Genomic DNA, 17,160 nt, shown 5'->3' with positions numbered 1-17,160 from the left:
GCCCGGCGCTTCGCGAGGCCTCAGCCGGCCTTCACCACCGCATAGCGCGCCAAAGTGCGCTGGCGGGCTTCGTCGTGGTCCACCACGGGGTGGGGGTAGTCCTGGCCCAGCGCGACGCCGGCTGCCTGCAGCTCCAGCGGGCGTGCCAGCCAGGGTGCGTGCAGTGCCGCGTCGGGTAGCTTGGCCAACTGCGGCAGGTAGCGGCGGATGAAGCGGCCCTCGGGGTCGAACTTGCGGCTCTGGCTCACCGGGTTGAAGATGCGGAAGTAGGGCTGCGCATCGCAGCCGCTGGAGCTGGCCCACTGCCAGCCGCCGTTGTTGGCCGAGAGGTCGAAGTCGTTGAGCTTCTCGGCGAAATAGCGCTCGCCGCGGCGCCAGTCCAGGCCCAGGTCTTTGCACAGGAAGCTGGCCACCACCATGCGAAGGCGGTTGTGCATGTACCCGGTCTGGTTGATCTGCGCCATGGCGGCGTCGACCAGCGGGTAGCCGGTACGGCCTTCGCACCAGGCGGCAAAGAGCTCGTCGGCCTGCGCGCCGCTTTCCCAGGCGATGGCATCGTAGGCGGGCTTGAAGCTCGCGCCGCCCGCGATCTGCGGGTGGTGCGCCAGCACCTGGAAGTAGAAGTCCCGCCAGATGAGTTCGCTGAGCCAGGTGGCGGCGCCCGCGCTGCCCCGGGCACTGCGCTCGTGCGCCAGCCGCGCGGCCTGGCGGATCGAGAGCGTGCCGAAACGCAGATGCACGCTGAGGTAGCTCGGGCCCTTCATGGCGGGGAAGTCGCGGGCTTGGCCGTAGGCGTCGATGCGTTCGAGAAAGTCGTCCAGCAGCTGCTGCGCACCCTGCATGCCGGCGGGCAGGCGCAGCTGCGCGAGGCCGGCGGGCTCGAAGCCCAGGGCCGGGAGCGAAGGCACGGGCTGGCGCAGCCCCTCCGGGCGCGGCGCCAGCCGGCGGGCGCGGGGCTCCACGGGGTAGGCGCGCAGGTAGAAGTCGTCCACCTTGCGCAGCCAGGCGTTCTTGTAGGGCGTGAACACGGTGTAGGGCGTGCCGGTCTGGGTCAGCACTTCCCCGCGCTCGAAGACCGTGTGGTCCTTGAAGGTGAGCAGCCGGATGCCCAGCGCCAACAGCACCGAGCGCACGTGCTCGTCGCGCGCCAGTGCCAGGGGTTCGTCGTCGCGGTTGGCGAAGACAGCCTGCACGCCCAGCTGACGTGCCAGCGCGGGCAGCTCGTCGCGCGCCAGTCCGTGGCAGGCGATGAGGCCGCCGTGCGTGTCGCCCGAGAGTTCGCGCAGCGATGCGTCCAGCTCCACCAGCGATTCGCGGATGAATTCCACCCGGCGGTCGGCGCGGGGCAGGGCGTCCAGGATTTCGGTGTCGAAGACGAAGGCGCAATGCACTTGCTGGCACTGGCGCAGCGCGTGGTGCAGCGCCGCATGGTCCGTGGAGCGCAGGTCACGCCGGAACCAGACCAGGCCAGAAGAAAAAATGGGTGCCATGTTCACCGTTTAAAATTGCCGAATGCCTGCCGATTCTGCGCCCATGAACCTGACGCACCATTTCCTGATCGCCATGCCGGGCCTGGAAGATGCGTCTTTCTCGCGCAGCGTGGTCTATGTGTGCGAACACAGCGAACGCGGAGCCCTCGGGCTCATCATCAACAAGCCCACCGACATCAATCTGCGGGGCCTTTTCGACAAGGTCGATCTGCCCCTGCAGCGCGAAGACCTCACCCAGCAGCCCGTCTTCCAGGGCGGTCCGGTGCAGACCGAGCGCGGCTTCGTGCTCCACGAGCCCGTGGTCGCTTCCTCGTCCGAAACGGGGGAGGGGGTCGAAGCCGACGAAACCATCTACGCCTCCACCATGGCCATTCCAGGCGGGCTGGAGATGACCACCTCCAAGGACGTGCTCGAGGCGATGTCCACCGGCGCCGGTCCGCGCCGCGTGCTGGTGACGCTGGGCTATTCGTCCTGGGCGCAGGGCCAGCTCGAATCCGAGGTGGCCGAGAACAGCTGGCTGACCGTGGGGGCCGACCCGTCGGTCATCTTCGACACCCCGGTGGATCAGCGCTACGACCGTGCCATGGCCTTGCTGGGCCTGCAGTCGTGGATGCTCTCGCCCGAGGCGGGGCACGCATGAGCGGCTCTTCCGCAGCCCCCGCATCTTCACCAGCATCGCAGGCCGTTCCCGCGCATTTCCAGTCCTTCCTGGCGCTAGACCTGGGGCTCAAGCGCAGCGGCGTCGCCGTGGGCAATCGCATGCTGCGCACCGCCACGCCGCAGGCCACGATCCGCGCCGAGGGCGATGCTCGCTTCGCCCATGTGGCCGAGCGCATCCGCGAATGGCAGCCCGATGCGCTGGTGATCGGCGTGCCCTACCACCCCGATGGCGCGAGCCACGAGAACACCGCCCGCGCCCTGAAGTTCGCGCGCCAGCTGCGCGGCCGCTTCGGGCTGCCGGTGTTCGAGGTGGACGAGCGCTACAGCACTACCGAGGCCCATGCCGCCGGCGCCCGCGATGCCGATGCCGCGTCGGCCTGCATCATCCTGGAACAGTTTTTGAGGAATCTTCCATGAGCGCTCCCCCGTCCCCTTCTTCCACGCCCCACGCCGCGGGCACGCTGGCGCTTGACGCCGAAGCGCTCTACGCCGAGCTGCTGCGCGGCGTGCGTGCGCTGCGCACTGGGCGCACGCACCTGGCGGGCATCGCCTCGGGCGGCGCCTGGCTGGCCGAGCGGCTGCAGAAGGACCTGGGCCTGCCCGGCGAAGCCGGCGTGCTCTCCTCGGCCATGCACCGCGACGACTTCTCTCAGCGCGGCATGTCGGTGAGCGCGCAGACTGCGCTGCCCTTCGAGGTGAGCGGCGCCGACATCCTGGTGCTGGACGATGTGCTCTACACCGGCCGCACCATCCGCGCCGTGCTCAACGAGCTGTTCGACTACGGCCGGCCCGCCAGCGTGCGGCTGGCGGTGCTGGTGGACCGCGGCGGGCGGGAGCTGCCGGTGCAGGCGGACTTCGCCGCCGCCCGCGTGGCGCTGCCGGCCACCCAGTCGCTGGCCCTGGCCCGCACCGAGGCCGGCGCTTTCCATTTCGACGTCAAAGCAGTGAACATCCAAGAGGCCTGACGGTGCTGTACAAGCGCAACCCCCAACTCAACGCCAACGGCGAGCTGATCCATCTGCTCTCCATCGAGGGCCTGCCCAAGAGCATCCTCACCCACATCCTCGACACCGCGGCCAACTTCGTCAGCGTGAACGACCGCGAGGTGAAGAAGGTGCCGCTGCTGCGCGGCAAGAGCGTGTTCAACCTGTTCTTCGAGAACAGCACCCGCACGCGCACCACCTTCGAGATCGCGGCCAAGCGCCTGTCGGCCGACGTGATCAACCTGGACATCGCGCGCTCCTCGGCCAGCAAGGGCGAGTCGCTGCTCGACACCATCGCCAACCTCTCGGCCATGGCGGCGGACCTCTTCGTGGTGCGGCACAGCGAATCGGGCGCGCCCTACCTGATCGCGCAGCACGTGGCGCCCCATGTGCACGTCATCAACGCGGGCGACGGACGGCATGCGCACCCCACGCAGGGGCTGCTCGACATGTACACCATCCGCCACTACAAGAAGGACTTCTCCAACCTCACGGTGGCCATCGTGGGCGACGTGCTGCATTCGCGCGTGGCGCGCTCGGACATCCACGGCCTCACCACCCTGGGCTGCCCCGAGGTGCGCGTGGTGGGCCCGCGCACGCTGGTGCCCAGCGACCTCTCCCACATGGGCGTGCGCGTGTGCCACACGCTGGAAGAGGGCATCAAGGATGCCGACGTGGTCATCATGCTGCGCTTGCAGAACGAGCGCATGAGCGGCGCGCTGCTGCCATCCAGCCAGGAATACTTCAAGAGCTTCGGCCTCACGCCCGAGAAGCTGCGGCTGGCCAAGCCCGACGCCATCGTCATGCACCCCGGCCCGATCAACCGCGGCGTGGAGATCGACTCCGCCGTGGTGGACGGCAAGCAGAGCGTGATCCTGCCGCAGGTCACCTTCGGCATCGCCGTGCGCATGGCCGTGATGTCCATCGTCGCCGGTAACGAGGCTTGATTGCTATAAAGAAAATAGCTGCCAGCGCGCATCCAGAAAGCGCTGGCGGTTCATTGGGCTTGAAACCATGAAGATACTGATCCAGAACGGCCGCGTGATCGATCCGGCCAGCGGCTTCGACCAGACCTGCGACATCGCGCTGGCGGCCGGCCGCATCATCGCGCTGGGCCGCGCGCCGCGCGACTTCGCGCCCAACCGCGTGATCGACGCCAGCGGCTGCCTGGTGGTGCCCGGCCTGGTGGACCTGGCGGCGCGCCTGCGCGAGCCCGGCTACGAACACGAGGGCATGCTCGAATCCGAAATGGCGGCGGCCGTGGCCGGCGGCGTGACCAGCCTGGTCTGCCCGCCCGACACCGACCCGGTGCTGGACGAGCCCGGCCTGGTGGAAATGCTCAAGTTCCGCGCCGAGAAGCTGCACCAGTCGCGGCTCTTTCCGCTGGGCGCGCTCACGCGGGGCCTGGCCGGCGAGGTGCTGACCGAGATGGCCGAACTCACCGAGTCGGGCTGTGTCGGCTTCAGCCAGGCCGAGGTGGCGCTGCAGAGCACTCAGGTGCTGCAGCGCGCCCTGCAGTACGCCGCCACCTTCGGCTACACCGTGTGGCTGCGCCCGCAGGAGATGTACCTGGGCCGGGGCGTGGCCGCCAGCGGGCCACTCGCCACGCGGCTGGGCCTCTCGGGCATTCCTGTCGCGGCCGAGACCATCGCGCTGCACACCATCTTCGAGCTGCTCAAGACCACCGGCGCGCGCGTCCACCTCTGCCGCCTCTCCAGCGCGGCGGGCGTGGATCTGGTGCGCCAGGCCAAGGCCGCAGGCCTGAAGGTGACGGCCGACGTGAGCATCAATTCGCTGATGTTCACCGACACCGACATCGGCTTCTTCGACAGCCGCGCGCGCCTTTCGCCGCCGCTGCGCCAGCAGCGCGACCGCGATGCGCTGCTGGCTGGCCTGGCCGACGGCACCCTCGACGCGCTGGTCTCCGACCACACGCCGGTCGATGAAGACGCCAAGGTGCTGCCCTTCGCCGAGGCCGAGCCCGGCGCCACCGGCCTGGAGCTGCTCCTGAGCGTGGCCCTCAAGTGGTCGCGCGATGCCGGCGTGCCGCTGGCGCGCGCGCTGGGCGTGGTCACCGCCGAGCCGGCCCGCGTGCTGGGCAGCGCCCTGGGCACGCTGCAGGCCAGCGTGGGCCAGATCGTGGAAGGCGGCGTGGCCGACCTCTGCGTGGTCGATGCCGAAGGCGCCTGGACGGTGGAAGCCGCCGCGCTGCGCAGCCAGGGCAAGCACACGCCTTTCTCGTCCTACGAGCTGCCGGGCCGCGTGCGCTGCACGCTGGTGGGCGGGCAGGTCGCGTTCGAGCGCCAGCCCGGCTGATCGCCTCCTGGGTGCGCTGGCCTGGCCGCACCCGGTGCGGTTCCCGGCAGGCGGCGCGCCGTGATGTCCTCGCCCCTGTCCGCTCCTCCGATTCCTTTCTTCGAGCTGCCACCATGAGACGCCAAGTCCGCGCCTGCCTGCGCCTCGCACGCATGCTGACCCACATCGCCGTCGGCCTGGGAACCGTGCTGCTGCGCTTCCGCGGCATGCCGGTCCAGGAGCAGCAGGCCCGCGTGCAGGCCTGGGCGCGGGAGATGCTGCGGCGCGCCGGTGTGCAGTTGCAGGTGCTGGGCACGCCGCCCGCGCACGGGCCGCTGCTGCTGGTGGCCAACCACATCTCCTGGCTCGACATTCCGGTGATGCACGCGGCGCGCCACTGCCGGTTCGTCTCTAAGTCCGATGTCAAGGCCTGGCCGGTGCTGGGCCGGCTGGCCACGGCGGCGGGAACGCTCTACATCGAACGCGAATCGCGCCGCGACGCGCTGCGCGTGGTCCATACCATGCGCGATGCGCTCGATCGCGGCGAGATCCTGGCCGTGTTCCCCGAAGGCACGACCAGCAACGGCATCGCGCTGCTGCCCTTCCACGCCAACCTGCTGCAGTCGGCCATCAGCGCCGATGCGCCCGTGCAGCCCGTGGGCCTGCGCTTTATCGACGGCCGCACCGGCGCGCCCAGCCAGGCCGCGAGCTATGTGGGCGACGAGACGCTGATCGGCTCGCTTTGGCGCACCCTCTGCGCCGACGGGCTGGTGGCCGTGGTGCACTACGGCGCGCCGCAGCAGGCCGCCGGCCGCGACCGCCGCACCTGGGCCGAAGACCTGCGCAGCGTGGTGGACGGGCTGCGGCGCAGTTGATGGGGCAGGGGCTGGCCGGCCCCCCTGCGGTGGCCGGCGATCCGCTATTGAAAATATAGCTGTCAGCCATTGATCTGCCTGGGCTGGAGGCCCAAAGTCCTCAAAGTCCTCGATCCCGGCCGCTCAGCCCCGGGGAAACGTCACCACGTGCTGCACCTGCGGCCGGATGCCGATCCAGTCGCCTACCGCATGGTCGTGGTGGCTCGGCACATGGGCCATCACGCTAAGGCCGTTGGCCAGCTGCAGCGTGTAGAGGAATTCCGACCCCCTGAACGCCTTGCGCACGATGCGCGCCTGCACCGGCGCATCGTCGTCATGCACCACGTCGTCGGCGCGCAGCAGCACGTCGCATGCGCCGCCCGGGTAGGCGCCGGGCAGGGGGCATTCCTCCAGGTCGGCCAGGTCGCCCAGCGGCGTGCGCGCCACCACGCCGCCGTCGGGCCGGCGCTCCAGCGTGGCGGGGGCGAACACGCCGTGGCCGATGAAATCCGCCACGAAGCGCGTGGCCGGCCGGTGGTAGAGCGCATAGGCGGCATCCCACTGGTGCAGCGTGCCCGACTCCATCACGCCGATGCGGTCGCCGATCGCGAAGGCCTCCAGCTGGTCGTGCGTGACGAAGAGGGCGGTCGCGCCCGCCGCCTTCAGGATGCCGCGCACCTCGTGCGCCAGGCGCTCGCGCAGCTCCACGTCCAGGTTGGAAAAGGGTTCATCCAGCAGCATCAGCTGCGGGCGCGGCGCCAGCGCCCGGGCCAACGCCACGCGCTGCTGCTGCCCGCCCGAGAGCTCGTGGGGAAAGCGTTCTGCGCTGCCTTCCAGGCCCACCAGGCGCAGCACCTCATCGACCCGCGCCGCCTGCTCGGCCCGCGCCAGGCGGTGGATGCCGAAGGCCACGTTGCGCCCCACGCTCAGGTGCGGGAAGAGGGCGTAGTCCTGGAACACCATGCCGATGCGGCGCTCCTCGGGCGGCACGCTGCGGCCGGCGCTGCCCACGACCGCGCCGCTCAGGCGGATCTCGCCGCCGGCCACCGGCTCCAGTCCCGCCACGGCGCGCAGCAGCGTGGTCTTGCCGCAGCCCGAGGGGCCGATCAGCACGCCGATCTCGCCCGCCGCCAGGCCCAGGCTCACGCCGCGCACGGCGGCCTGTGCGCGGCCGGCGTAGCGCACTTGCAGTTGGGAGACTTCCAGAAACATGCAGGGGATTCTAGAAGGCATGGATGCGTAGAATTCGCATTCTCAGCATCAGCGCGGTGGCTTGCCACCTTTCTGGCCTGCTGAACCTCGCCCCGGGCCGTGCCTGCGGCTGCCGCCATCTTCCTTATCGCTTCACCGGCCCGCTCCTTGGCTCCGTTCCGCTTCGCACTGCGCTCCCTGCCGCTCATCGCCCTCGCCGCGCTGCTCACCCTGCCGGTGCTGGCCGTGCTGGGCTCTTGGCTGCCCTGGGGGACGGGCGGCGAGGCGGCCGGTGCCATCCTGCGCGAGATGGCCGCCACCGTGCTGCCGGGCTACGTCGCCACCACGCTGTGGCTGGGCGTGGCCGTGGCGCTGGGCGCGGCGGTGGTGGGCATGGCCACGGCGGCGGCGGTCACGCTGTTCGACTTCCGCGGCCGGCGCAGCATGGAATGGCTGCTGCTCCTGCCCCTGGCCATGCCGGCTTATGTGACGGCCTATGCATACACCGACTTCCTGCAGTTCAGCGGCCCGCTGCAGGTGTGGCTGCGCGCGAGCTTCGGGCTCGAAGGGCGGCTTTTGCCCGAGGTGCGCAGCCTGGGCGGTGCGGTGTGGGTGTTCATCTTCTCGCTCTACCCGTATGTCTATCTGCTGGCGCGCACGGCCCTGGGCGAGCGTGCCGCGCACCTGATGGAAGCCGCGCGCCTGCTGGGTGCACCGCTGGGCCGCCGCATCCGCATGGTCGCGCTGCCGCTGGCGCGGCCGGCGGTGGCGGCGGGCGTGGCGCTGGTGCTGATGGAGACGTTGGCCGACTTCGGCGTGGCCAGCTATTTCGGCATCCAGACCTTCACCACAGGCATCTACAAGGCCTGGCTGTCCATGGACAACCGGCTCGCCGCCGCGCAGCTCGCCACCATGCTGCTCGTGCTGGTCGTGGCGCTGCTGCAGCTGGAGCTGCGTGCGCAGCGCCGCATGCGCTTTGCCACCGGCAGCGCCGGGCGCGCCGGCTCGGCCGAGGCGCAGCCGCAGCGTCTGCTGGGCTGGCGCTGCGCGGCGGCCTGGGGCATCTGCCTGCTGCCCGTGCTCGCGGGCTTCGTTCTGCCGGTGGTCTTCATGCTCCGTCCGCTGGCGGCTGACTGGTCGGTGCTGCCCTGGGACCGTTTCGTGGAATGGGCCGGCCACAGCGTGCGCCTGGGCGCCATCACTGCCGTGCTGGCCGTGGCCATCGCGCTGGCGCTGGCCTTCGCCGTGCGGCGCCGCCCCACCGCGCTCACGCGCAGCGTGGTGCAACTGGCCAGCCTGGGCTACGCCGTGCCCGGTGCGGTCATCGTGGTGGGCCTGCTGCTGCCCGTGGGCTGGCTGCAGACGGCGGCGCCCGGCTGGGGGCTGCCCGCGCTCATCACCTCCACGGCCGTGGGCATCGTCTGGGCCTATCTGGTGCGCTTTTGCGCCGTGGCGTTGCAGTCGGTGCAAAGCGGCTATGCGCGCATCCCGCCCAGCCTGGACGATTCCGCCCGCATGCTGGGCGTGGGCAGCCTGGGGCTGATGTTGCGGGTGCATGCGCCGCTGCTCAAGCGCTCCACGGCGGCCGCGGCGCTGCTGGTCTTCGTCGATGTGATGAAGGAGCTGCCTGCCACCATGGTGCTGCGCCCCTTCAACAGCGACACACTGGCGGTGGTTGCCTACCAGCTGGCGCGCGACGAGCGCCTCGGTGAAGCCGCGCTGCCTTCGCTGGCACTGGTGGCCGTGGGGCTCGTGCCGGTGATGCTGCTCAGCCGCACGCTGCGCGGCGGCCGGCGCTGATCTGGATGGCGCAGATCGGGCGCGCGTCCGGCTCTCAGGCCGTCGCGGTCGCCGTCGCAGCCGCTGCGGCGCCCAGCGAGGCATGGGCCGCTGCCGCGATCTCCAGCGAACGCAGGCGCAGATCGCCGTCGTACACGTCGCTCACCAGAATGAATTCATCGGCCTCGGTGGCACGCGCCAGTTCGGCGAAGCCTTCGCGCACCGTCTCGGGCCCACCCACCACGCCAGCGGCGAGGAAGTCGCCGATCGCGGCGCGCTCCTGCGGCAATAGCGATTGCGCATAGCCCTGCACCGGCGGGCGTAGCAGGCCGCGCTGGCCGGTGAGGATGCCCAGCACGCGCTGGTAGGTGCTGCTGGCCAGGTAGTCAGCCTCTTCGTCGGTGGGCGCGGCGATCACCGGCACGCCGATGGCCACGTAAGGCCGTGCCAGGGTGGCCGAGGGCCGGAACAGCCGGCGGTAGAGGTCGATGGCCTGGTGCAGCATGCGCGGCGCGAAGTGCGACGCGAAGGCATAGGGCAGCCCCTTTTCGGCCGCGAGCTGGGCCGAGAAGAGGCTGGAGCCCAGCAGCCAGATCGGCACGTTGGTGCCTGCGCCCGGCACGGCGGTGATGCGCTGCCCCGGCTCGGCGGGCCCCAGCAGGCGCTGCAGTTCGGCCACGTCGCGCGGAAAGTCCTGCTCGGACTCCACCCGATCGCGGCGCAGGGCGCGCATGGTCTGGCCGTCGGTGCCCGGCGCGCGGCCCAGGCCCAGGTCGATGCGGCCCGGATACAGCTCGGCCAGCGTGCCGAAGGCCTCGGCGACCACCAGCGGCGCATGGTTGGGCAGCATGATGCCGCCCGAGCCCACGCGGATGCTCTGCGTGGCGCCCGCCACATGGCCGATCAGCACGGCCGTGGCGGAACTGGCGATGCCGGGCATGTTGTGGTGCTCGGCCATCCAGTAGCGGGTGAAGCCCAGGCTTTCCACATGCTGCGCGGTGCGCACGGCCAGGGCCAGCGCCTGGGCGACGGTGGCGCCTTCGCGCACGGTCACCAGGTCGAGCATGGAGAGGGCGGGCAGGTGCGTGATGGAAGAAGTCATGCAGCCATTGTGGGCGCCGAGCCATATCCATGCTGGTGACGGGACTTGCGCCCGGCATCCCGGTCCGGGCGGCATTGCGCGGACCGGACCGGGATCGTCAAGATGTGCTCAGAGCCCCAGCTGGGTCCTGAAGGCGGCCCAGCCCGCATTGTTCAGCCGCACCGTATAGCTCAGTACCTGTTCCTCCTTCGTCGCGGGGCGCGGCTGGCGGTACTGATAGACGCCGCCGTTGTACTCGGTATAGCCGCGCAGCTGGTTCAGCGAGGTGAGCGGGAAGTTCGCGATCCTCAGCAGCCGCACGCCGCCGCCCGAGGTATCGATGGAATAGGCGCTTTGGGACAGCGCGGTGCAGTTGTTCGAGTCGCTGTAGTTGGGCGCCGTGGCGTTGCAGCGGTAGATCTGCAGCGTGCTGCCATCGACGAAGGCCGCGCGCAGCGAGTGCGTGTCATCCTGGATGCCCAGCGGCAGCGTGCCGCCTGCGTTGGCCAGGTTGACCGCCGAAGCCGGCCGCCCGGCTATCAGCGCTTCCAGCGTGGTGAAGGCGCCGCCTGCCAGCAGGTCGGTGGCCGTGTTGTTGATGGTGATCGCCTGGTTGAGCTGTGCGCTCACGTTGGTGCGCAGCACGGAGCCCGCAGGGAAGGTCGCGCTGCCCAGCGGCGCCAGCGACGCCATGGTCAGCGTCACTGTCTGCTGGAAGCCGTTGCCGCTGAGCTGGCTGTTGCCAGCCTGCATCTGCGCGGCCACATCGGCCATGGGCTTGCCGGAGACGTCCTGCTCGGCCACCGTCACGCTGTAGAAGCGGGTGGCGCCGTCGCAGTAGCGGGTGCGGGAGGGCGAGCCGCGCGTGTTCAGGCGCGGGGGCGTGCCGTCGCAGCGGTTCCAGCCTGTCTCGGTCAGCGTCACCGATGCGGGGGTGGGATAGAGCTGTGCGGCGGACAGGGCGGCGCCTGCCGACATGCCGCTGCGGCGTTCGAATTGCTGGGTGTTGCCATTGGCATCCACGGTGCCGTCGGAATCGCGCACGGCCAGGCGCCAGTTCTGCGCGTCGGTGTAGGTCAGCGAGCCTTGCGAAGACGAGGCCGCGGCCGTGGCGTTCACGGCCACCGTGTTCAGCACTCCGCCCATCTCCAGTGCGAAGGCCGTCAGCTTGGCGGCCGTGCGTGCGGTGTCGGGCAGTACTGCGTCGGCAGAGCGCGCATCGCCCTGGTAGTCGTAGAGCTTGGCGACGGGTACCGCGAGCTGCTGTGCGACGGCCGCCTCGGCGTCAGCGAGCGGCAGGCCGCCTGCCACGGCTTTCTGCACCAGCGTGGTCAGGGGCGAGATCTGCCCGCCGCTCTTGCCGGCCGGGGTGGAGAGCACGAAGGCGCGGGTGGTGGCCGTGGCTTGCGGTTCCGCCGCATCCACCGCATCCTTGCCAACCTGGGCCAGCAGGGGCGCGGCGCGGAAAGCACTGGCCGCGGCATCGTCGGCTGGCTGGTAGGTCAGGGCATATCGGCCGTCGGCCCCGGTGGCTGCGGCAGCCTTGGGCTCGTTCGCATCGCAGGCCTGATTGCCGTTCAGATCGGCGCAGACCAGCACATTGCTCAGGGCCTGGTCGGCGACCACCGTGCCGCTCAGCGAGATGGTCGCGGGGGAGGAGTTGCCGCCACCGCCGCAGGCGGCTAGCAGGGCGAGCACGCTGGCGGACATCAGGCTCTTGCCGAACTCGGGCGGCAGTGCAGAGGGGGTGTGGGAGAAGGCGGTCATGGAAGGGTCCCGGTGGTTGTTTTTCGTGACCCGACAGTAAATCGCTACGATTCATTCATAAATGATGCAAATGCACTATCGCCCTGCTGGACGGGTGGGCTGGCGTTTGGCGCTGCATATAGGGGCGAGTTGCGAGCCGCTCGGGGTTCGTGCAGGCCTGCGGACTGCATCCGAGATGCGTCCCTGTGGGGCTCCACCGCCCCGGGGCCCAGGGGCCGGTATTCCCATCCAAGAGCCGTACGGCATTGGTCGCCATCCCCCATGCTCGCGGGATACCCACGGGGGAGGCACGGGGACTCGGCCACACCGTTCCCGGAGAGGCAGGCGCATGGAACCTGGCGTTCGAGCCCTTGGCAGTCGTTCGTCTTTTCCGCGCGCGAGGGTGGCAGCGGATGTCGTCAGCCCCCGGCCGGTCCTGCCGCTCAGTCCCGCGTCACGCGCAGCACTTCTTCAGGGCTGGTGATGCCGGCCTGCACCAGGCGTTCACCGTCCTCGCGCATCAGGCGCATGCCGCGGGCCAGGGCGGCGGCGCGGATGTCCGCCTCGGAGGACTGGTTGTGGATCTGCTCGCGGATGGCATCGTCCACCACCAGCAGTTCGAACACACCGGTGCGGCCCCGGTAGCCGCTGGGGTCGCTGGCATCGAGCTTGCGCACCAGCCGCTGGGCCAGCACGCCGAGCAGCGAACTGGAGAGCAGGAACGGCTCCACGCCCATGTCGGTCAGGCGGGTGATGGCGCTGGCCGCATCGTTGGTGTGCAGCGTGGCCAGCACGAGGTGGCCGGTGAGCGAGGCCTGGATGGCGATCTGCGCGGTCTCGAAATCGCGGATTTCGCCGATCATGATCACGTCCGGATCCTGCCGCAGGATGGCGCGCAGCGCCTTGGCGAAGGTCAGGTCGATCTTGGCGTTGACCTGCGTCTGGCCCACGCCCGGCAGCTCGTATTCGATGGGGTCTTCCACCGTCATGATGTTGCCCTGCGTGGCGTCCATGCGCTGCAGCGCCGCGTAGAGCGTGGTGGACTTGCCCGAGCCTGTGGGCCCGGTCACGAGGATGATGCCGTGCGGCTGGGTGATGAGGTGCTCGAAGCGCGAGAGCGTGTCGCCCTGCATGCCCACCGATTCCAGCGTGAGCTTGGTCTGCGTCTTGTCCAGGAGGCGCAGCACGGCGCGCTCGCCGTGGGCGCTGGGCAGGGTGGAGACGCGCACGTCGATGGCCCGCGTTCCCAGGCGCAGGCTGATGCGGCCGTCCTGCGGCAGGCGCTTTTCGGAGATGTCCAGGTCCGCCATGATCTTCAGGCGCGAGATCAGCGCGGCATGCAGCGCCCGGTTGGGCTGCACCACCTCGCGCAGCGAGCCATCGACACGGAAGCGCACGCTCGAATGCCGCTCGTAGGGCTCGATGTGGATGTCGCTCGCGCCGTCGCGCGCGGCCTGCGTGAGCAGCGCGTTCAGCATGCGGATGATCGGCGCGTCGCCGGCCGATTCCAGCAGGTCCTCGACCGCCGGCAACTCCTGCATCATGCGCGAGAGGTCGGCGTCGCTCTCGACCTCGCTCACCACCATGGCAGCGCTGGATTCGTTCTGCGAATAGGCCGCGCTGATGCGCTGGGCCAGCGCGGGCGCATCGAGCGGCATCAGCTCGCGCACGGCGGGGTACTTGCGCAGCACCTCCGACAGCGCGCCGGCGTCGGGCGCAAGGCCGTGCCAGAGCAGCAGGCTCTGGCCGTCGTCCTCCAGCAGGAGTTGCGTCGATCGCGCGAAGGCGTAGGGCAGGGGGTGGTGCATCGTGGGGCGGTTCTTCCGGCGGGCGGCAGACTTACTGCGGGCTGTAGGGGTTGTTGCCCACGGCGGGTGCTGGCGCGGGGGCGGGCGTCAGCGGAATGGACTCGGTCTGCAGTGGCGCGATCAGCGGCCCGGGGGGCACGGCGCGCGGGTTGCCCGGCGTGGCGGGGGTTTGCGTTTGCAGCGGAGGCAGCACCGGCGCGGCCGAGACGCTGCCCATCACCGCGCTGGGCGCGGGCTGGGTGACCTGCTGCAGCGCGCGGATGGCCTCGTAGCGGTCCTGCACCAGCGCATCGCTGGTGGCCGCGTCGCGGATCACCACCGGGCGCAGGAAGACCATCAGGTTGGTCTTGCGGCGTGAGCGGTTCTCGTTGCGGAACAGGCCGCCCACCAGGGGCAGGTCACCCATCAGCGGCACCTTGTCCTGGCCCATGGCGTAGCGGTCTTCCAGCAGGCCGCCGAGCACGATCACGCTGCCGTCGTTGACCAGCACGGTCGATTCGATGGAGCGCTTGCTGGTGGTGGGGCCGTTGCGGTCCGAGAGCGTGTTGCCGTCCACCTGCGAGACCTCCTGGTAGAGCGTGAGCTTGACCGTGCCGTTCTCGCTGATCTGCGGACGCACACGCAGCATCAGGCCCACGTCCTTGCGCTCCACCGTGGTGAAGGGGTTGACCGTGTTGCCGCCCGTGCTGTTGGCATAGGAGCCGGTCACGAAAGGCACGTTGTTGCCGATGATGATCTGCGCTTCCTCGTTGTCCACCGTCAGCAGGTTCGGGGTGGACAGCACGTTGGCATCGCCTGTGTTCTCCAGGAAGTGCGCCAGGGCGCCCAGGTAGTAGTTGCCGTTGACGCGCGGCGCGATGCCGACGTTCAGGCCGTTGCCGGGCGTCGCGTTGCCGCTGGCCAGGGCGCTGGCCACGCTGCTGGCCGAGCCGCTGGCCGCTGCCAGCGCCAGGTTCAGGATGTTGGCGCCGCCGCCCTGGGTGGAATTCGTGCCCAGCACGCCGATGGTGCCATTGCCGTAGCGGCCAGCCACCGTCTGCCACTGGATGCCGAACTCGGCCACCTTGTTGGCCGCCACTTCGACGATCAGGCTTTCCACCAGCACCTGAGCGCGGCGGCCGTCCAGTTGGTCGATGACGGCGCGCAGCTGGCGGAACTGCGGCTCGGGCGCCGAGATGATCAGCGAGTTGGTGCTCGGGTCGGCCTGGATCTGCCCGCCCGTCGAAGGCTGATTGCTGTTGGCCGAATTCAGGCTGCCCGCGGTGCTGCCCAGGCCACCGCCCGAATTGCCGCCGCCCATGCCCGTGCTGCTGCCGCCGGCACTGCCACCGCCGAAGGCGCCGCCCACCTGCGACATGCCGCCCGAATTGCTGCCACCGCTGCTGGTGGCCGTGAAGCCGCCCGAGGTGGCGCCACCGCCCGTGCCCGTGCCGGTCTGCGTGGCTGCCAGCGCCGCGCGCAGCGTGGCTGCGAGCTTGGTGGCGTCTGCGTTTTTCAGATAGACGACGTGGATGTTGCCGTGCGATGCACTCGATCCGGGCGCTGCCGGCTGGTCCAGCTTGGCGACCAGCGAGCGCACCAGAGCCAGCCGCGCCGGGTTGGCTGCGCGCACGATCAGCGAATTGCTGCGCGGCTCGGGCAGCAGCGTGGTGCGGAAGGTCGATTCGCTGGCGCCGGCCACCGGCGTACCCTGGGCCACGGCGGCCGTCGGCGCGGCGCTGCCGCTGCCTTCGATCAGGCGCGAGACCAGCGGTGCGAGCTCGCTCGCCACCGCGTTCTGCAGCGGGATCACCTCCACGTCGCTGGCGTTGGAGACGTCCATCGCCGCGATGATGCGCGCGATGCGCTGCAGGTTGTCGGCGTAGTCGGTGATCACCAGGGAGTTGTTGCCCGGGTTCACGTTGATGGTGTTGTTGGGGCTGATGAGCGGGCGCAGCACCGGCACCAGGTTGGCCGCGTTCTCGAAGTTCAGCTTGAAGATCTGCGTGACGATCTGTCCGCCCGAGGGCGCCCGGCCCGAGCTGCCCTGCGTGACGCTGACCGAGCCGGCCTGCAGCTTGGCATCGGCTTCGGGCACCACCTTGTAGAGCCCGGCGGCTTCGACCACCGTGAAGCCCTGCAGCCGGAGCGCCGCGAGGAATTGGTCGAACGCGGCGGCGGGCGATACCGCGCGCTCGGTCACCAGCGTGAGCTGGCCCTTTACCCGCGGGTCCACCACCACGTTGCGGCCGGTGATCGTGGCCATGGTGCGGGCCACGGCCTCGATGTCGGCATTGGCGAAGTTCAGCGTCACCGGCTCGCCAGAGCGCACGCTGCCGGTGCTCGTGGTGATGGCCGTCTGTGCATTCAGCGGGCCGCTGGCGCAGGCGATGAGCGCGCATGCAGCTACGAATTTCATAGCAAACTGCAGGCGCGGGGAAGGCAAGGATTTCATTCGGTCAACCCACGGTGATGATGGAGCGCGCGCCGGTGCGCCGCCCGATGATGTTGAGGAGGTTCGCCAGCGCGGACTCGCGGTCGGGCGCGGCCGTGGCCTCGCCGGTAAAGCGGAGCCGGTCGCCCACCCACTCCCCGCTGCCGTTGAGCAGCAGGGCGCCGCCCAGGGTGGAGAGCGTGAGCGCAGGCGCGGGGCCCCTGCCGTCGAGCACCAGCCGGTAGCTGCCCATGGGGCGCAGCGTGGACAGGCGCGACGACATGTCCAGCGCATCCAGCTGCGCGGAGCCGGCCAGCTGCATGCGGCCGTTCGTCCAGTTCAGTGCCAGCGCCTGGGTGGACAGCGCCAGCCGGCCTTGCGGCTGCACGGTGTTCCAGGGCGTGCCCAGCCCGGCCAACACCGCAGCGGGCCACTGGCTGCGGCCATCCGCGATCTGCACACGGACGGTGTTCCAGCCGGCCTGCGCGGCGATGCCGATCGGGCCTGCCGTGGTGCAGCAGTCGGCGCGCAGCTCGGCACGCACGCCAGCCCAGGCGGGCCAGAGGCGCCACTGCACGCGGCTGGGCAGGGTGGCGTGGTCCTGGCTGCCGCTGCCGCCGGTCAGCAGCAGCTGGGCGGAGCCGTCCCACACGGTGCCGCGCGGCTCTGCCAGCTGCACCTGCCCGCCGCTGGCGCTGGCCACGCCGGCGGCCAGCCAGCGCGCGGGCGCGAACACGGCCAGCGCCGGCAGGGCGCCCAGCAGCAGGCCCAGCAGCGCCCAGCCCCAGGGCGAGCGCGGCATGCCGGCGGAAGACGAATTGCGGGATGAGAAGTTGCGGGCCACGGAGCGACGAGGGATG

14 protein-coding genes are annotated in these 17,160 nt (G+C 70.3%); 7 read left to right on the top strand and 7 right to left on the bottom strand.

Features of this window, described 5'->3' with window-relative positions; translation table 11 throughout:
- Positions 1-20 precede the first annotated feature (20 nt).
- Positions 21-1,490 (bottom strand): cryptochrome/photolyase family protein, encoded by a 1,470-nt coding sequence (locus AC3A84_RS11030; protein ID WP_487969659.1) that lies wholly within the window; start codon positions 1,488-1,490, stop codon positions 21-23.
- A 22-nt stretch (positions 1,491-1,512) separates the two neighbouring features.
- Between AC3A84_RS11030 and AC3A84_RS11025 the strand changes: the two genes are divergently transcribed.
- The 6 genes from AC3A84_RS11025 to AC3A84_RS11000 all read left to right on the top strand — a co-directional run bounded on the left by AC3A84_RS11025 (position 1,513) and on the right by AC3A84_RS11000 (position 6,303).
- Entirely contained in the window at positions 1,513-2,130 is a 618-nt protein-coding gene (locus tag AC3A84_RS11025; protein WP_487969658.1) for a YqgE/AlgH family protein, read from the top strand.
- The gene (ruvX, locus tag AC3A84_RS11020; RefSeq protein WP_487969657.1) at positions 2,127-2,567 is read left to right on the top strand and encodes a Holliday junction resolvase RuvX; all 441 of its coding nucleotides are present in this window, start codon (positions 2,127-2,129) and stop codon (positions 2,565-2,567) included. Before AC3A84_RS11025 ends, ruvX begins: the two co-directional genes overlap by 4 nt.
- Complete coding sequence (gene pyrR, locus AC3A84_RS11015; protein WP_487969656.1) at positions 2,564-3,115, top strand: bifunctional pyr operon transcriptional regulator/uracil phosphoribosyltransferase PyrR; 552 nt, start codon at positions 2,564-2,566, stop codon at positions 3,113-3,115. The genes ruvX and pyrR overlap by 4 nt, the downstream gene beginning before the upstream one ends.
- A 2-nt stretch (positions 3,116-3,117) precedes the next feature.
- Positions 3,118-4,080, top strand: coding sequence for an aspartate carbamoyltransferase catalytic subunit (locus tag AC3A84_RS11010; protein WP_487969655.1), 963 nt, complete (start codon positions 3,118-3,120; stop codon positions 4,078-4,080).
- Between the two features lie 67 nt (positions 4,081-4,147).
- Positions 4,148-5,449: a dihydroorotase gene (locus AC3A84_RS11005; RefSeq protein ID WP_487969654.1), complete on the top strand. Its 1,302-nt coding sequence runs from the start codon at positions 4,148-4,150 to the stop codon at positions 5,447-5,449.
- 113 nt (positions 5,450-5,562) lie between these two features.
- The gene (locus AC3A84_RS11000; RefSeq protein WP_487969653.1) at positions 5,563-6,303 is read left to right on the top strand and encodes a lysophospholipid acyltransferase family protein; all 741 of its coding nucleotides are present in this window, start codon (positions 5,563-5,565) and stop codon (positions 6,301-6,303) included.
- A 123-nt stretch (positions 6,304-6,426) separates the two neighbouring features.
- On the opposite strand, the gene AC3A84_RS10995 is transcribed toward AC3A84_RS11000, so the two are convergent.
- Complete coding sequence (locus AC3A84_RS10995; protein ID WP_487969652.1) at positions 6,427-7,494, bottom strand: ABC transporter ATP-binding protein; 1,068 nt, start codon at positions 7,492-7,494, stop codon at positions 6,427-6,429.
- Positions 7,495-7,641: 147 nt separating this feature from the next.
- Between AC3A84_RS10995 and AC3A84_RS10990 the strand changes: the two genes are divergently transcribed.
- Positions 7,642-9,273 carry an ABC transporter permease gene (locus AC3A84_RS10990; protein ID WP_487969651.1) on the top strand — a complete coding sequence of 544 codons (1,632 nt, stop codon included), beginning with the start codon at positions 7,642-7,644 and terminating at the stop codon, positions 9,271-9,273.
- A 34-nt stretch (positions 9,274-9,307) separates the two neighbouring features.
- On the opposite strand, the gene AC3A84_RS10985 is transcribed toward AC3A84_RS10990, so the two are convergent.
- The 5 genes from AC3A84_RS10985 to AC3A84_RS10965 all read right to left on the bottom strand — a co-directional run bounded on the left by AC3A84_RS10985 (position 9,308) and on the right by AC3A84_RS10965 (position 17,102).
- Positions 9,308-10,354, bottom strand: a complete 1,047-nt coding sequence (locus AC3A84_RS10985; RefSeq protein WP_487969650.1) for an LLM class flavin-dependent oxidoreductase — start codon at positions 10,352-10,354, stop codon at positions 9,308-9,310.
- A 108-nt stretch (positions 10,355-10,462) separates the two neighbouring features.
- On the bottom strand, positions 10,463-12,100 hold the full coding sequence (locus AC3A84_RS10980) for a hypothetical protein (protein ID WP_487969649.1): 1,638 nt from the start codon (positions 12,098-12,100) through the stop codon (positions 10,463-10,465).
- Between the two features lie 422 nt (positions 12,101-12,522).
- Entirely contained in the window at positions 12,523-13,887 is a 1,365-nt protein-coding gene (locus AC3A84_RS10975) for a GspE/PulE family protein (protein ID WP_487969648.1), read from the bottom strand.
- A gap of 31 nt (positions 13,888-13,918) precedes the next feature.
- On the bottom strand, positions 13,919-16,321 hold the full coding sequence (gene gspD / locus AC3A84_RS10970; RefSeq protein WP_487969647.1) for a type II secretion system secretin GspD: 2,403 nt from the start codon (positions 16,319-16,321) through the stop codon (positions 13,919-13,921).
- A gap of 4 nt (positions 16,322-16,325) precedes the next feature.
- Positions 16,326-17,102, bottom strand: a complete 777-nt coding sequence (locus AC3A84_RS10965) for a type II secretion system protein N (protein WP_487969708.1) — start codon at positions 17,100-17,102, stop codon at positions 16,326-16,328.
- Positions 17,103-17,160 lie beyond the last annotated feature (58 nt).

It is taken from the genome of Paracidovorax sp. (genome assembly GCF_057642795.1).
Note: the sequence above shows the minus strand (reverse complement) of the source record. Positions and strands in the feature narration are given on the sequence as shown.

Bases quoted from the DNA above. Each gene is read 5' to 3' on its own strand.
- gspD (WP_487969647.1), bottom strand. From the start codon at position 16,321: ATGAAATCCTTGCCTTCCCCGCGCCTGCAGTTTGCTATGAAATTCGTA.
- AC3A84_RS10985 (WP_487969650.1), bottom strand. From the start codon at position 10,354: ATGACTTCTTCCATCACGCACCTGCCCGCCCTCTCCATGCTCGACCTG.
- AC3A84_RS10995 (WP_487969652.1), bottom strand. From the start codon at position 7,494: ATGTTTCTGGAAGTCTCCCAACTGCAAGTGCGCTACGCCGGCCGCGCA.
- pyrR (WP_487969656.1), top strand. From the start codon at position 2,564: ATGAGCGCTCCCCCGTCCCCTTCTTCCACGCCCCACGCCGCGGGCACG.
- AC3A84_RS11000 (WP_487969653.1), top strand. From the start codon at position 5,563: ATGAGACGCCAAGTCCGCGCCTGCCTGCGCCTCGCACGCATGCTGACC.
- AC3A84_RS10980 (WP_487969649.1), bottom strand. From the start codon at position 12,100: ATGACCGCCTTCTCCCACACCCCCTCTGCACTGCCGCCCGAGTTCGGC.
- AC3A84_RS11030 (WP_487969659.1), bottom strand. From the start codon at position 1,490: ATGGCACCCATTTTTTCTTCTGGCCTGGTCTGGTTCCGGCGTGACCTG.
- ruvX (WP_487969657.1), top strand. From the start codon at position 2,127: ATGAGCGGCTCTTCCGCAGCCCCCGCATCTTCACCAGCATCGCAGGCC.
- AC3A84_RS11005 (WP_487969654.1), top strand. From the start codon at position 4,148: ATGAAGATACTGATCCAGAACGGCCGCGTGATCGATCCGGCCAGCGGC.
- AC3A84_RS10975 (WP_487969648.1), bottom strand. From the start codon at position 13,887: ATGCACCACCCCCTGCCCTACGCCTTCGCGCGATCGACGCAACTCCTG.
- AC3A84_RS11025 (WP_487969658.1), top strand. From the start codon at position 1,513: ATGCCTGCCGATTCTGCGCCCATGAACCTGACGCACCATTTCCTGATC.
- AC3A84_RS10965 (WP_487969708.1), bottom strand. From the start codon at position 17,102: ATGCCGCGCTCGCCCTGGGGCTGGGCGCTGCTGGGCCTGCTGCTGGGC.